Origin of the sequence: Kitasatospora sp. NPDC048286, from assembly GCF_043201735.1 — a bacterium.
GTDB lineage: Bacteria > Actinomycetota > Actinomycetes > Streptomycetales > Streptomycetaceae > Kitasatospora.
On sequence record NZ_JBICZE010000005.1, the window covers coordinates 94,168 to 109,366 of the forward strand.

At 72.7% G+C, this 15,199-nt stretch carries 10 protein-coding genes; 5 read left to right on the forward strand and 5 right to left on the reverse strand.

Translation table 11 applies throughout. The features are described 5' to 3' along the window. The first annotated feature begins 12 nt into the window (after nt 1–12). The 4 genes from glgB (at nt 13) to pyk (ending at nt 7,482) form a co-directional block, all read left to right on the forward strand. Complete coding sequence (gene glgB, locus ACGF13_RS13035; protein WP_392872990.1) at nt 13–2,442, forward strand: 1,4-alpha-glucan branching enzyme; 2,430 nt, start codon at nt 13–15, stop codon at nt 2,440–2,442. Nucleotides 2,443–2,610: 168 nt separating this feature from the next. Further along, complete coding sequence (gene pta / locus ACGF13_RS13040) at nt 2,611–4,740, forward strand: phosphate acetyltransferase (RefSeq protein WP_392872993.1); 2,130 nt, start codon at nt 2,611–2,613, stop codon at nt 4,738–4,740. Then, complete coding sequence (locus tag ACGF13_RS13045) at nt 4,737–5,960, forward strand: acetate kinase (RefSeq protein WP_392872996.1); 1,224 nt, start codon at nt 4,737–4,739, stop codon at nt 5,958–5,960. Before pta ends, ACGF13_RS13045 begins: the two co-directional genes overlap by 4 nt. A 94-nt stretch (nt 5,961–6,054) precedes the next feature. Beyond that, nucleotides 6,055–7,482 (forward strand): pyruvate kinase, encoded by a 1,428-nt coding sequence (gene pyk / locus ACGF13_RS13050; protein ID WP_392872998.1) that lies wholly within the window; start codon nt 6,055–6,057, stop codon nt 7,480–7,482. A gap of 115 nt (nt 7,483–7,597) precedes the next feature. On the opposite strand, the gene ACGF13_RS13055 is transcribed toward pyk, so the two are convergent. From ACGF13_RS13055 to ACGF13_RS13070, 4 genes are all read right to left on the reverse strand, one after another. Continuing rightward, entirely contained in the window at nt 7,598–9,064 is a 1,467-nt protein-coding gene (locus ACGF13_RS13055; RefSeq protein WP_392873001.1) for a hypothetical protein, read from the reverse strand. Continuing rightward, on the reverse strand, nt 9,061–9,699 hold the full coding sequence (locus ACGF13_RS13060) for a DUF6114 domain-containing protein (protein ID WP_392873004.1): 639 nt from the start codon (nt 9,697–9,699) through the stop codon (nt 9,061–9,063). Before ACGF13_RS13060 ends, ACGF13_RS13055 begins: the two co-directional genes overlap by 4 nt. A 132-nt stretch (nt 9,700–9,831) precedes the next feature. Then, entirely contained in the window at nt 9,832–10,494 is a 663-nt protein-coding gene (locus ACGF13_RS13065) for a DUF6230 family protein (RefSeq protein ID WP_392873006.1), read from the reverse strand. Nucleotides 10,495–11,226: 732 nt separating this feature from the next. Further along, nucleotides 11,227–12,228: a tetratricopeptide repeat protein gene (locus ACGF13_RS13070; RefSeq protein ID WP_392873009.1), complete on the reverse strand. Its 1,002-nt coding sequence runs from the start codon at nt 12,226–12,228 to the stop codon at nt 11,227–11,229. 428 nt (nt 12,229–12,656) lie between these two features. Here ACGF13_RS13070 and ACGF13_RS13075 point away from each other — a divergent pair, with 428 nt between their 5' ends. After that, nucleotides 12,657–13,298, forward strand: coding sequence for a TetR/AcrR family transcriptional regulator (locus ACGF13_RS13075; protein ID WP_392874195.1), 642 nt, complete (start codon nt 12,657–12,659; stop codon nt 13,296–13,298). A 90-nt stretch (nt 13,299–13,388) separates the two neighbouring features. Here the strand turns inward: ACGF13_RS13075 and ACGF13_RS13080 are convergent, their stop codons facing one another. After that, nucleotides 13,389–15,074 (reverse strand): methylmalonyl-CoA mutase, encoded by a 1,686-nt coding sequence (locus ACGF13_RS13080; protein ID WP_392873012.1) that lies wholly within the window; start codon nt 15,072–15,074, stop codon nt 13,389–13,391. Between the last annotated feature and the right edge of the window lie 125 nt (nt 15,075–15,199).

A 15,199-nucleotide genomic window follows, 5' to 3' on the forward strand; every position in this document is an offset into this window, starting at 1 on the left:
GAGGACCCCGCCGTGACGCCGATCGACCCGACCGGCCGCCCCACCCGCTCCGTACCGGCCACCTTCCTGGCCGGACCGCTCCCAGCCGAAGGGCGGGCAGCCGAAGGGCGCGCCGGCCGCGGGCGCGGGGCGCACCGGGCGGCCGAGGAGGAGGGGGGCGCCGGCACCGGCGCGGAGCCCCCGGCAGCCCTCCCACCCGCAGCCGCGGACCCCCTGGAGCCCGGGCGTCCGGCCCCCAGCGGGGCGCTGCGGCTGCCCGAGGCGCCGCTGCCACCGGCCGAGGTCGACCGGCTGGTGGGCGGGCAGCACCACGACCCGCACGCCCTGCTCGGCGCGCACCCGGTGCACGGCGGCACGGCGATCCGGGTGCTGCGCCCGTTCGCCGAGCGGGTGGTCGTCGAGACCTCCCAGGGGCCGGCCGAACTCACCCACCAGCAGGGCGGGTTGTTCACCGGACTGGTGGCCGGCGGCGACCTCCCCGAGTACACCCTGCTGGTGACGTACCCCGGCGGCGAGCCGCTGCGCCAGTACGACGGCTACCGCACCCCGCCCACCCTCGGCGAACTCGACCTGCACCTGATCTCCGAGGGCCGGCACGAGCAGCTGTGGCGGGCGCTCGGCTCGCACGTGCGCACCGTCGACGGGGTGCCCGGCACCGCCTTCGCGGTCTGGGCGCCGAACGCCGTCGGGGTGCGGCTGATCGGCGACTTCAACCACTGGGACGGCACCGGGCACCCGATGCGCTCGCTCGGCTCGTCCGGGATCTGGGAGCTGTTCGTCCCCGGCCTGGCCGAGGGCACCACCTACAAGTACGAGGTGCACACCCGGCAGGGCTGGGTGCTGGACAAGGCCGACCCGCTGGCCCGGGCCGCCCAGTGCCCGCCCGGCACCGCCTCGGTGGTCACCTCCTCCGGCCACGTGTGGCGGGACGGTGAGTGGATGGCCCGCCGGGCCCGCGCCACGCACCACCGGGCGCCGATGTCGGTGTACGAGCTGCACCTGCCGTCCTGGCGCCCCGAACTCACCGACTACCGCGCCATCGCCGAGGAACTGCCCGGCTACCTCAAGGAGTTGAACTTCACCCACGTGGAGTTCATGCCGGTGATGGAGCACCCCTTCGGCGGCTCCTGGGGCTACCAGGTGTCCGGCTACTACGCCCCCACCGCCCGGCTCGGCGGCCCCGACGACTTCCGGTACCTGGTGGACACCCTGCACCGGCACGGCATCGGCGTGATCGTCGACTGGGTGCCCGCGCACTTCCCCAAGGACGACTTCGCGCTCGCCCGCTTCGACGGCGAGCCGCTGTACGAGCCGGCCGACCCGCTGCGCGCCGAGCACCCGGACTGGGGGACGCTGGAGTTCGACTACGGCCGCAAGGAGGTGCGCAACTTCCTCGTCGCCAACGCGGTGTACTGGTGCGAGGAGTTCCACATCGACGGCCTGCGGGTGGACGCCGTCGCCTCGATGCTCTACCTCGACTACTCCCGCGAGGGCGGCGACTGGACGCCCAACCGGCACGGCGGCCGGGAGAACCTGGACGCGGCCGCCTTCCTCCAGGAGATGAACGCCACCGTCTACCGGCGCTGCCCGGGCGTGATCACCGTCGCCGAGGAGTCCACCGCCTGGGACGGGGTCACCCGCCCCACCGACGCCGGCGGCCTCGGCTTCGGGCTGAAGTGGAACATGGGCTGGATGCACGACTCGCTGGTCTACATGTCCAAGGAACCGGTGCACCGCAAGTACCACCACAACGAGATCACCTTCTCGATGGTGTACGCCTACTCCGAGAACTACGTCCTGCCGATCTCGCACGACGAGGTGGTGCACGGCAAGCAGGCGCTGGTCTCCAAGATGCCGGGCGACTGGTGGCAGCAGCGCGCCAACCACCGCGCCTACCTCGGCTTCATGTGGTCCCACCCGGGCAAGCAACTGCTGTTCATGGGACAGGAGTTCGCCCAGGGCGCGGAGTGGGACCACGAGCAGGGCCCGCAGTGGTGGGTGCTCGACGAGCAGTGGCCGGCCCACGGGGACCACCTCGGGGTGCGCCGGCTGGTCCGCGACCTCAACCGGTGCTACCTCGACACCCCGGCACTGTGGGAGCTGGACAGCGTCCCGGACGGCTTCCGCTGGCTCGACGGCGGCGCCGCCGAGGACAACCTGCTCTCCTTCGTCCGGTACGCGACCGACGGCTCGCCGCTGGTCGCGGTCTGCAACTTCTCGCCGGTCGTCCGGCACGGCCACCGGGTCGGCCTGCCCCGGCTGGCGGGCCGCGAGCAGCTGTGGGAGGAGGTGCTGAACACCGACGCCGAGGAGTACGGCGGCAGCGGCATCGGCAACTCCCACCCGGTCAAGGCCGAGCCGGTGGAGTGGGACGGCCAGCCCCGGTCCGCCGAACTGGTCCTCCCGCCGCTCGCCACCGTCTGGCTCCGCCCCGCCCGCTGAGGGCACACCCCGTCGAACGCCCCGGGTGTCCGCCCTTCCCGGCGGGCACCCGGGCGGGACCTCCGCCCCTTGCCCGAACCCCGCCGTTCTGCTCGCGGACGGCCGTTCGGGGTGCGAAGGTATGGTCGATATGACCACTTTCCGAGACGACGGGACGGAGACACCCACGTGGCGCGCAGCGTGTACGTGACCGGCATCGACCGGGGGGACGGCCGACAGGCGGTCGAACTCGGGGTCATGGAACTGCTCACCCGCCAGGTGGACCGGGTCGGGGTGTTCCGCCCGCTGGTGCACGCCGCGGCACCCGGAAAGCCGGGCACGGACCACGTGGTCGAGCTGCTGCGCGGCCGCTACCGGCTCGACCTGCCGAGCACCGAGCTGTACGGCCTCACCTACGAGGAGGCCGCCGCGCTCCAGGCCGCCCTGGGGCAGGACGAGCTGGTCTCCGTCCTGGTCGACCGCTTCCACGCGCTGGAGCGGCGCTGCCAGGCGGTGCTGGTGCTCGGCACCGACTTCGCCGACACCGGCATCCCGGACGAACTGGCCTTCAACGCCCGCCTCGCCAACGAGTTCGGCGCCGCCGTGCTGCCGGTGGTCGGCGGGCACGGCGCGGACGCCGAGACGGTGATCGCCGAGGTGCGCAACGCCCACCGGGCGTACACCGACCTCGGCTGTCAGACCCTGGCGATGGTCGCCAACCGGGTCGCCCCCGGCGCCAAGCAGCGCATCCAGCGCACCCTCACCGAGAAGCTGCCGATCCCCGCCTACGTCATCCCGGAGGAACCGGCCCTGGCCGCGCCCACCGTCGCGCAGCTGGTCGAGGCGACCGGCGCCGAGGTGCTGATCGGGGACGCCGCCGGCCTCGCCCGGGACGTGCGCGGCTACGTCTTCGGCGGCGCCATGCTGCCCACCTTCCTGGACGCGCTGACCGAGGGCGCCCTCGTCGTCACCCCCGGGGACCGCGCCGACCTGGTGATCGGCTCGCTGGCCGCGCACGCCGCCGGCGCCCCGCCGATCGCCGGCGTACTGCTGACGCTCGGCCAGCACCCCGGCCCCAACGTCATGGCGCTGGCCGCCCGGCTCGCCCCCGGCACCCCGGTCGCGGTCGTCCCCGAGGGCAGCTGGCCCACCGCCGCCCACCTGACCCACCTGGAGGGCAAGCTCACCTCGGCCAGCCCCCGGAAGGCCGAGATCGCCCTCGGCCTGTTCGAACTGCACGTCGACACGGCCGAGTTGACCAACCTGATCGAGGTCCGCCGGTCCGAGCGGGTCACCCCGATGATGTTCGAGCACGAGCTGCTGGAACGCGCCCGGGGCGCCCGCCGGCACGTCGTGCTGCCGGAGGGCACCGAGGAACGGGTGCTGCGCGCCGCCGAGATCCTGCTGCGCCGCAACATCTGCGACCTCACCCTCCTCGGCGAGGTGGACGCCGTCCGCCGCAAGGCCGCGAGCCTGAGCATCGACCTCCCGACCGAGCCACCGACCGCCGACCGCGCCCAGGTGCGGATCGTCGACCCGGCCACCAGCCCGCTGCGCCGCCAGTTCGCCGAGCTGTACGCGAAGCTGCGCGCCCACAAGGGGATGACCGTCGAACTGGCCCTGGACGTGGTCACCGACGTCTCGTACTTCGGCACCCTGATGGTCCAGGAGGGCATCGCGGACGGCATGGTCTCCGGCGCGGTGCACTCCACCGCCGCGACCATCCGGCCCGCCTTCGAGGTGATCAAGACCTCGCCGGGCGCCTCGATCGTCTCCTCGGTCTTCTTCATGTGCCTGGCCGACAAGGTGCTGGTGTACGGCGACTGCGCCGTCAACCCCGACCCGGACGCCCAGCAACTGGCGGACATCGCCATCCAGTCCGCCGCCACCGCCGCCCAGTTCGGGGTGGAGCCGCGGGTCGCGATGCTCTCGTACTCGACCGGCACCTCCGGCTCCGGCGCCGACGTCGACAAGGTCCGCAAGGCCACCGAGCTGGTCCGCGAACTGCGGCCGGACATCCTGGTCGAGGGCCCGATCCAGTACGACGCGGCGGTGGACGCCCACGTCGCGGCCACCAAGCTGCCGGGCTCCGCGGTCGCCGGGCGGGCCACCGTGCTGATCTTCCCGGACCTCAACACCGGCAACAACACCTACAAGGCGGTCCAGCGCTCGGCCGGCGCCGTCGCGGTCGGCCCGGTGCTCCAGGGGCTGCGCAAGCCCGTCAACGACCTCTCCCGCGGGGCGCTGGTGCAGGACATCGTCAACACCGTCGCGATCACCGCGATCCAGTCCCAGGACCACAAGGAGCCGGTGGCATGAGCGAAGGTACCCGCGTTCTGGTCCTGAACGCCGGCTCCTCGTCGGTGAAGTACCAGCTGATCGACATGCTGGACGGGGCCAAGCTGGCCTCCGGCCTGGTCGAGCGGATCGGCGAGGCCGGCGGGCGGCTGGTGCACACCCCGCGCGGCGGCGAGGCGCGCGAGAGCGTCCAGGTCTTCCCGGACCACTCCGCCGCGCTCAAGGCCGTCGCCGAGGAGCTGTCCGCCGACGGCCTCGGGCTGGACTCCCCCGAGCTGGCCGCGATCGGCCACCGGGTCGTCCACGGCGGCCTGCGGTTCACCGAGCCGACCGTGATCACCGACGACGTGCTCAAGGAGATCCGCCGGCTGATCCCGGTCGCCCCGCTGCACAACCCGGCCAACATCACCGGCATCGAGGTGGCCCGCGCGCTGCGCCCCGACCTCCCCCAGGTGGCCGTCTTCGACACCGCCTTCCACGCCTCGATGCCCGAGTACTCGGCCCGGTACGCGATCGACAAGGCCGTCGCCGACCAGCACCGGGTGCGCCGCTACGGCTTCCACGGCACCTCGCACCAGTACGTCTCGCGGGCCACCGCCCGACTGCTCGGCAGGGACCCGGCCGAGGTCAACGTGATCGTGCTGCACCTGGGCAACGGCGCCTCCGCCTCGGCGGTCAGCGGCGGCCAGTGCGTGGACACCTCGATGGGCCTGACCCCGCTGGAGGGCCTGGTCATGGGCACCCGCTCGGGCGACATCGACGCCGGCGTGGTGTTCCACCTGCACCGGGTCGGCGGGCTGTCCGTGGACGAGATCGACGACCTGCTCAACCGCCGCAGCGGCCTGCGCGGGCTGTGCGGCGAGAACGACATGCGCGAGATCATGCGCCGGGCCGACGAGGGGGACGAGGACGCCAAGCTGGCGTTCGACTCGTACGTCCACCGGCTGCGCAAGTACATCGGCGGCTACTACGCGGTGCTCGGCCGGGTGGACGCGATCGCGTTCACCGCCGGTGTCGGGGAGAACGCCGCGCCGGTGCGCGCGGCGGCCACCGCGGGACTGGAGGAACTGGGCATCGCCGTCGACCCCGAGCTGAACTCGGTGCGGTCCGGCGAGGCCCGGATCATCTCCCCCGAGTACGCCCGGGTGGCGGTCGCCGTGGTACCCACCGACGAGGAGCTGGAGATCGCCCGACAGGCCTTCGCACTGGTGCACCGGGAACGCCGGGTGTCCGAGGACTGACACGGATCTGTCCCACTCCTCGGAACATTTCGTCGGCGATTCCTCCCGGTGCATGCCGAATGCACGTATAACACGAACGGATAGACTGATCCATATGCGCCGAGCGAAAATTGTCTGCACCCTGGGTCCGGCGACGGACTCCTACGAACAGCTGAAGGCCATCGTCGAGGCGGGCATGAACGTCGCCCGACTGAACATGAGCCACGGCAACCACGCGGACCACGAGGAGCGGTACCGCAAGGTCCGCCAGGTCTCGGAGGACACCGGCAAGGCCATCGGCGTCCTGGCCGACCTCCAGGGTCCGAAGATCCGTCTGGCGACCTTCGCCAACGGCCCGGTGACCGTCGACAACGGCGACGAGTTCACCATCACCACCGAGGACGTCCCCGGTGACCAGTACATCTGCGGCACCACCTACAAGGGCCTGCCCGGCGACGTGAAGCCCGGCGACCCGATCCTGATCAACGACGGCGTCATCGCCCTGGAGGTCGTCAGCGTCGACGGCCCGCGGGTGAAGACCGTGGTGGTCGAGGGCGGCGTGCTCTCGAACAACAAGGGCATCAACCTGCCCGGCGCGGCCGTGAACGTGCCCGCCCTGTCCGAGAAGGACAAGGACGACCTGCGCTTCGCGCTGCGCCTGGGCGTCGACATGATCGCCCTGTCCTTCGTCCGCAACGCGGACGACGTCAGGGACGTCCACGAGGTCATGGACGAGGTCGGCATCCGGGTGCCGGTCATCGCCAAGATCGAGAAGCCGCAGGCCGTCGAGGCCATGGAGGAGATCGTCCTCGCCTTCGACGCCATCATGGTCGCCCGCGGCGACCTGGCCGTCGAGTACCCGCTGGAGCGGGTGCCGCTGGTCCAGAAGCAGCTGGTCACCCTGGCCCGCCGCAACGCCAAGCCGGTCATCGTCGCCACCCAGATGATGGAGTCGATGATCCACGCCTCGCGCCCGACCCGCGCCGAGGTCTCCGACGTCGCCAACGCCATCCTGGACGGCGCCGACGCGGTCATGCTGTCCGCCGAGTCGAGCGTCGGCAAGTACCCGGTCGAGACCGTCCGCACCATGAGCCGGATCTGCGAGAAGGCCGAGGAGGAGCTGCTCTCCCAGGGCCTCCAGCCGCTCAACCCGGGCCGCAAGCCGCGCACCCAGGGCGGCTCCGTCGCCCGCGCCGCGTGCGAGCTGGGCGACTTCCTGGACGGCAAGGCGCTGGTCGCCTTCACCAAGTCCGGCGACACCGCCCGCCGGCTGTCCCGCTACCGCTCGCCGATCCCGGTGATCGCCTTCACCCCGGACAGCGCCACCCGCAACCAGCTCTCGCTGAGCTGGGGCGTCGAGGCGTACGTCACGGAGCAGGTGGCCACCACCGACGCGATGGTCGCGCAGGTCGACCGGGAGCTGCTGAAGATGGGCCGGCTCGGCGAGGGCGAGACCGTCATCGTCACCGCCGGTGTCCCGGTCGGCGTTCCCGGCACCACCAACATGGTGCAGGTGCACCACCTGGGCACCCGGAGCGAGTGAGCACCCGTACGGCCCGAACGCCCGTGGGGCGGTCCTCCTTCCCGGAGGGCCGCCCCACGGGCCTTGTGGCGCCGGGCACTTACTGCCGCCGGGCTACTTGTCGCCGGCCACCGGGCTACTTGTCGCTGTAGGGGGCGTCGTCGTTGAACATGCGCATCCCGGGGATGCGCAGGGTGCCGCCGAACTGACCGGCCTGCTTGGCGGTGACGCCGGTCAGTTCCAGGTCCAGCGGGATCGGGATGGCGCCGATCAGGTCGTACAGCCAGCGCGGCAGGGTGTCCGGGGTGAGGGTGATCTCGCCCAGGTCGATCAGGATCGGCAGGCCGAGCACCTTGGAGAGGTGGCCGGACAGCCGTTCCACGTACATGGTGACCGGGCCGTTGCGCATGGTCGAGGTCGATCCCGGGGCGCCCTGGACGTGGAAGGTCACGCCGTTGCCCTCCAGGGTGGACATGTCGAGGTTGTCGATGTCCACGCTGTCGACCACGAACTTCAGGACGCGCTTGGTGCCGGTCGGGGTCCGCACGTCGTAGACGCCGTGGAAGGCCGCGCCGTGCAGGGCGAGCCGGCTGGTCTTCAGGGTCCAGTTCTGTTCCGGGACGACGTGCCCGGGGGCGGCCGCGCCGGCGGTCAGACCCCGGGCGTCCACATCGCAGTCGGGGGCCTCGGTCGGCGTGGCGGACGGGGTGCCGGAGGCGCCCTCGGAGGGCGTCGCCGAGGCGTCCGCGGACGGCGTCGCGGAGGGCGCCGGCTTGCCGCTCGCCCCGCCGCTCGGCGTGGCGGCGGGCGAGGGCTCGTCGGCGGTAGGCGGGGCCGTGGACGGCGCGGCCTGCGGGGCGGCGGCCTTGGCCCGCGGCTGGGTGGCCTGGGCCGGGGCGCCCGTGCCCGGGGCCGGGGTGGCAGGGGCGGCCGGGGTGGTCGGAGCGGCCGGGCTGGCGGGCGCCGCCGGGGTGGTGGCGGGGGCGCCGCTCGGGCTCTGGCTCGGCGAACCGTTCGGGTCGAGCAGCCGGCTGACGCCGCCGACGAGGTCGTCGATCAGCCCGGCCCGGGCCGCCGTTCCGGTACCGGTACCGGTGCCGCTGCCCTGGAGGACCGCGCTCGACGCGCCCGCGCCACCGGTGGCGGCGGAACGGACGGCGGACTGCTGGGCCGGCGTGCCGGTGGCCGACGGCTTGACCGGCGAGGTGGGCTGCCCGGTCGGCGCGGCGCTCGGCACCTGACCCGGCACCGAGCCCGGGTCGGTCGAGGGGCCGGCCGGGGGCGCGGTGGCCGGGGCCGAACCCGGCGCACCGGACGGGCCCGGCGGCGGCTCGGGCAGCTCGCTCTTGGGCACCGGCGTCTCGACCGGCGCCACGTCCGGCACCGCGGCCGGAGCGGTGCCGCAGGGCTTGCCCGCCGCGGACTCGGCGACCGCCGGGTTGGGCGTGTAGGCGGCGGCCATCAGCAGTGCGGTCGGCACCGCCGCCATGGCCAGCGCCCGGCCTCTCAGCCGGGCCCGTACGGGCGTGCGCGGGGCCGCGTGCCGGCCGGAGCGCTGCGCGGGAACGGTCGTACCGTCGGCTTGCTCGGCCGGCCCGGTCACCGTGCCTCCTCCTGGTCCACGGTGCCGGCCTGCCGCGGCGCGGCCTGGGCGGGCAGCTCGGCGGTGGGCGCCTCGACGGCGGGCCCGGTGGCGTTCTCGGTGGCGGGCCCGGTGGCGTTCTCAGCAGCGACGCTCTGTGCCACGGCGTTGTCGGCCGCCGCGGCCTCGGCGCCGCCCTTGCCGCGGCGTCGGCGCCGGCCCCGGGCGGCCTCCGCCTGCGCCGTCTCGGGCAGCGGCGCCCAGGAGACCATCAGCCCGCCGCCGATCAGGCCCGGCAACAGGGCCAGTCCGAAGCCCGCCAGATTGGAGACCGGGATCGAGACCAGCGTCAGCAGGGTGGTGGCGATACCGGCGAAGACCCGAACGGCCGGCTGGAACCAGGCCGTCAGCCCGAGCACGATCAGCAGCACGCCGATGATCAGCGCCCCGGCGCCCCCCGTGGTGGCCATGGCCACCGTCATGCCGCCCAAGGAGAGGTGGGCGTAAGGGAAGTACATGATCGGGACGCCGGCGATCATGGCCAGCAGACCGCCGTAGTACGGCCGCGTCCGGCGGAACGTACGGAACACCCGGCGCAGCCACTGGGCGGGGTTCTCGTGCTCGGCGGGCCGGTAGGAGGCAAGGGCGCTGGACACGGTGCAGCTCCTCGATGGTGTGAACGAGGGATGGACGAGACGCGGGATCCGGGGACGGCGTACGCGCCGCCCCCGGTCCCGCAGGTGCCGTCACGGCGGGCGGGCCGGGTCCGGCCCGCCGCCGTCAACGGCCTAGTAGCACTCGCCGGTACCGTCGGTGTGCAGCGCGAGCTTCAGGCCGGAGAGCCGGAAGGTGCCGGCCGAGGTGGCCCAGGCGGTCTGCTGCACGTTGTACAGGTCGGCCTTCTCGGCGGCCTGGGCGAAGCCGGTCGCGCCGGTGGGCAGGCCGCCGAGCTTGGACTTCCAGCCCTGGGTGGCCTCGCCCTTGAGGGTCGAGGCGTCCTGGCCGATGTTGATGTTGCTGAACTCGGCGTCTGCGTTCAGCTGGTCGAGGTCGATCAGCAGGTTCTTGGCGTAGACCTGCTTCTTGACGTCGTCGCTGTTGCCCGCCTCCAGGCGCAGGATGATCTTGGGCAGCTTCCACGGCAGGCCGGGGATGACGTTGGGGTCGGTCACCACGGACTGGCAGAGGCCCTTGATGGTGGCCTCGTCGAAGGCCGAGACGGCGACCGGGTGCGGGGTGCCGTTCTGCTCCACGTCGATCGAGCCGAACTGGGCGAAGTTCTTGCCGTGCAGCTCCGGCGTGGTGACCTTGAAGCTCTGGCCGGACACGCTGAACGAAGCCGCCAGCGCGTTGTTGGCGATCGACATGCCGACCATCGCGGTGGCCGCGACGCTCGGGACCATCACCAGTGCGAAGCGCTTCCAGCGGGTCTTGCCGTAGGTCTGGGACATGCGAGTCCTCCTTCTAGGACGTACATCTCCGGCTCCCGGCGGTGCGTCCCGCACCGGTGGGGGCCTGGGATGGGAGAGAGCTACGTCCTCGGTAGCGGAGAGCGCCTTGGGCGTCGTCGGACGCGGGAACGGCCTGCCTGCGGCGGGCCTCCCGTCCAAGCACCGGCCGTCCTTGCGGGGCGGCGGGCAGGACCGACGACATCGGCGATCACCCCCGAGCGACAACCAGCGACCGCGCAGGGCCGCGCGGCCGGTCGAAGGACAGGAACCGCCGTGGGACCGCGGATACCCCCCTGCCCTCCCTCCCGCCGGCCGGGGCCGGCGGATCACCCGGTGGGGATCCCGCGCTCCGCGTGGCCGACCGGGTCGGCGGGTGTGGAGTCTGGGACCGGGCGTGGCCGATCGTGCTTGAATCCCGGGCGAAGCACAAGAGGTTCCTTACTGACGGGTAATGCAACATCAGGTGGCGTTGATCATGGAATCGGCCCCAGTTGCACCCTGCGTGACGCCTTGAAGGAATCGTGACGACCAAATCCACCGGAAACAGAAGCGAAACACCCGCGGGTGGTCACACATGGTGACCACCCGCGGGTGAAATCAAGATTTGGTAAACCTCTGTCCGGTTGACCGGATTGTCGCCAAATCACCAGGCGACACCGCAGGTCATCCGCCGTGCCAGACGGCGCGCCCCGGCCGGGCACCGAGCGGACCCGGGCCCGACCTGAACCGGTGTCAGAACAGCACGCGCGCCAGCGCCGTACGGGCCGCGACGACCCGCGGGTCCTCCGGGCCGATCACCTCGAACAGCTCCAGCAGGCGCAGCCGGGCGGTGTCCCGGTCCTCGCCCACCGTCCGCCCGACGGTGGTCACCAGACGCCCGAAGGCGTCCTCGACGTGACCGCCGACCAGGTCCAGGTCGGCCGCCCTGAGCTGGGCCTCGACGTCCTTCGGGTCGGCCGCAGCCGCCGCCCGGACGGCCTGGAGGTCCAGACCCTCGATCCGCTTCAGCAGCTCGGCCTGGGCCAGGCCCAGCTTGGCCTCGGTGTTGCCCGGCTGCTCGGCCAGCACGTTCTGGTACGCCTGGATGGCGCCGCCCAGGTCACCGGCGTCCAGCGCCTCGTGGGCGGCGGACAGCGCCGGGTCCTCGGGGCGCTGCGGGGCGGCGGCCTCGACCTCGCCCGGGGCGGCCGCACCGCCGGCCACGCCGGCCACGCCGAAGCGCTGCTCGGCGACCAGGATCAGCTGGTCCAGGATCTTGCGGATGTTGGCGGCGCTCTCCGCACCCTGGAACAGCGGCACCAGCTGGCCGGCCACCACGGCCATCACGGCCGGGATGCCCTGGATGCCGAACTGCTGGGAGAGCAGCGGGTTGGCGTCCACATCGATCTTGGCGAGCACGAAGCGGCCGGCGTACTCCTCGACCAGGCCCTCCAGGACCGGGCTCAGCTGCTTGCAGGGCCCGCACCACTCGGCCCAGAAGTCGATGACGACCGGCACCTCGGTGGAACGCTGGACGACCTCGGTCTCGAAGGTGTCCTCGGTGACGTCGATGACGAGCTGATAGGCGGACGGGGCCGGGGCGGCTCCGCCCGACTCGGCGGCGGCGGCCTGGCGGGCCCGCTCGGCCCTGGCCTGCTCGGCCTTCTGGGCGGCTTCGCCGGCCGCCTTCACTGCGGCGAGGTCGACCGCGCCGCGCAGGGCGGAGCTGTTGAGACGCGAATTCCGTGGCTGCATGGCACCATCCTCCCCCGTCCGCGCTGCTCGCGGGCACCAACCTCCGGAAAGTCGCCCCGCGCGGGGCGCGCGGTGCCGGTTCCCTGGCGTCGTGCCCGTCCCCCGGTAGCCTGGACCGTTCGGCGCGGATCCCCACCCGCGCCCGCGCCGCTCCCGTCCCACGGGACGCGGCGCCTGGTTGTCACTGCTTTCGCTACGAGTCGTAGCGTAACTGGAGGCGGTGCCCCGCCCGCAAGCCCCACCGGCGCTTCGGGGACGTGACCTGCCCCACTTTCCCGGGCCGCCCCGCTGCCCGAACGGGCGAACAGTCGCTACCGTTACCAGCCCCACCCAAGTTACTTACCAGTAAAGCGCAAGGAGGCCCGGTGCCGGCCGCCCAGCCCCCAGCGACCCCGGACCGCACGGAGAGCACGGAGAACACGGGCCGGGTGCGGCCCGCCCCGACCGGCCGGGCCCCCGAAACGGCGGGCACCGCCCGGGCCAAGGGCCGCCCGCGCAGCGCCGCCGCCGACCGCGCCATCCTCGACGCCACCCGCGAGGCACTGGCCGAACTCGGCTGGGGCGGACTGACCATGGGCCACGTCGCGAGCCGCGCCGGGGTCGCCAAGACCACCCTCTACCGCCGCTGGCCGTCCAAGAACGAGCTCGTGGTGGACGCCGTCGCCAGCCTCTTCGACGAACTGGTGATGCCCGACCTCGGCAGCCTGCGGGCCGACATCGAGGCCGTGGTCGCCCAGTTCGCCGACCTGCTGGCCCGCCCGGAGACCCAGGCCGCGCTGCTCGCGCTGTTCGCCGAGGGCACCCGCGACCGGCAACTGCGGTGCCGGATCCGCGAGTCCATCGTGGACCCGCAGAAGCGGCTGGTCCGCCAGGGCCGGGCGGCCGCCCAGGCACGCGGCGAGCTGGACGCGGACACCGACAGCGCGACGGCCCACGAGGAGGTCGACATCATCTTCGACACCATCGCGGGCACCGTCGAGCACCGCGTCCTGGTCAGCGGCGAACCGATCACCCCGGAGTGGACCCGCCGCTTCACCGACCTGCTGCTCGGGCCGCTCACCACCTGCTGAGGACGCCCGGGCACGGCGCAGCCGCCCGTACGGGTTCCGTACGGGCGGCTGCTCGTCGGCCGCGGCCTCGGACGGCCACGGCCTGGGGCCTCAGAAGGCCGCGTTCTCCTGGTACGTCCCCCACTCCTGGCGCAGCGCGTTGCAGATCTCGCCCAGCGTCGCCTCGGCGCGCACCGCGTCCAGCATCGGCGGGATCATCGACTCGCCCGAGCGCGCCGCCGCCAGCATGGCGTCCAGCCCGGCCCGCACGGCCGCCTCGTCCCGGGCCGCCTTGCGCTCCCGCAGCACCCGGACCTGCTCGCGCTCCACCTCGTGGCTGACCCGCAGGATCTCCAGCTCCGGGGTGACGCTGCGCGGGTGGCAGTTGACGCCGACCACGCGCTTGTCGCCCTTCTCCACCGACTGCTGGTACTGGAAGGCCGCCTCGGCGATCTCCCCGGTGAACCAGCCCTCCTCGATGCCGCGCAGGATGCCGGAGGTGATCGGGCCGATCTCGTGGTCCTCGCGGCCCTTGTCCAGGATCCGCCGGAAGATCGCCTCGGCCTGCTCCTCGATCCGGTCGGTCAGCGCCTCGACGTACCAGGAACCGCCCAGCGGGTCGGCCACGTTGGCGACGCCGGTCTCCTCCATCAGCACCTGCTGGGTGCGCAGGGCGATCTCGGCGGCCTGCTCGGAGGGCAGCGCCAGGGTCTCGTCCAGGGCGTTGGTGTGCAGCGAGTTGGTGCCGCCGAGCACCGCGGCCAGCGCCTCGACGGCGGTGCGGACCACGTTGTTGTACGGCTGCTGCGCGGTGAGCGAGACGCCGGCGGTCTGGGTGTGGAAGCGCAGCCACTGCGCCTTGTCGGTCTTGGCGCCGAAGCGCTCGCGCATCCAGCGGGCCCAGATCCGGCGCGCGGCGCGGAACTTGGCGATCTCCTCGAAGAAGTCCACGTGCGCGTCGAAGAAGAAGGACAGGCCGGGCGCGAAGACGTCCACGTCCAGGCCGCGGGACAGGCCCAGCTCGACGTAGCCGAAGCCGTCCGCCAGGGTGTACGCCAGCTCCTGCGCGGCCGTCGCCCCGGCCTCGCGGATGTGGTAGCCGGAGACCGACAGCGGCTTGTACGCGGGGATGCCCTCGGCGCAGTAGGCCATCAGGTCGCCGATCAGGCGCAGGTGCGGCTCGGGGGCGAAGAGCCACTCCTTCTGCGCGATGTACTCCTTGAAGATGTCCGTCTGGAGGGTGCCGTTGAGCACCGCCGGGTCCACGCCCTGGCGCTCGGCGGCGACCAGGTACATGCAGAAGATCGGCACGGCCGGGCCGCTGATCGTCATCGAGGTGGTGACCTCGCCGAGCGGGATGCCGTTGAACAGCACCTCCATGTCGGCGGCCGAGTCGATGGCCACGCCGCAGTGGCCGACCTCGCCGAGCGACTTCGGGTCGTCCGAGTCGTAGCCCATCAGGGTGGGCATGTCGAAGGCGACCGAGAGGCCGCCGCCGCCCGCGTCCAGGATCATCCGGTAGCGCTCGTTGGTCTGCTGCGCGTTGCCGAAACCGGCGAACTGGCGGATGGTCCAGGTGCGGCCCCGGTAACCGGTCGGGTGCAGACCGCGGGTGTACGGGTACTCGCCCGGCCACCCGATCCGCTCGAAACCCTCGTAGGCCTGCCCGGCGGGCGGGCCGTAGACCGGCTCGACCTCGTCGCCGGAGAGGGTGGTGAAGTCCGCGTCGCGCTTGCGGGCCTTGTCGTAGCGCTGCTGCCAACGCTGCCGGCCGCGCTCGATCTCCTCGGCGTCCATGACCCCGAACTCCGCTCCGTACGGCCGCCACTGCGACGGGCGGCACAGCTAGTAGGACGTCCTAACAATTTACTCGGACGTCCTAGTACTTGTCGATGGATGATCGCCCGCGCGGCCCGAAAAGC

Coding starts and splice junctions, on each gene's coding strand:
- ACGF13_RS13045 (WP_392872996.1), top strand. CDS start 4,737: ATGAGCGAAGGTACCCGCGTTCTGGTCCTGAACGCCGGCTCCTCGTCG.
- pyk (WP_392872998.1), top strand. CDS start 6,055: ATGCGCCGAGCGAAAATTGTCTGCACCCTGGGTCCGGCGACGGACTCC.
- ACGF13_RS13065 (WP_392873006.1), bottom strand. CDS start 10,494: ATGTCCCAGACCTACGGCAAGACCCGCTGGAAGCGCTTCGCACTGGTG.
- ACGF13_RS13070 (WP_392873009.1), bottom strand. CDS start 12,228: ATGCAGCCACGGAATTCGCGTCTCAACAGCTCCGCCCTGCGCGGCGCG.
- ACGF13_RS13080 (WP_392873012.1), bottom strand. CDS start 15,074: ATGGACGCCGAGGAGATCGAGCGCGGCCGGCAGCGTTGGCAGCAGCGC.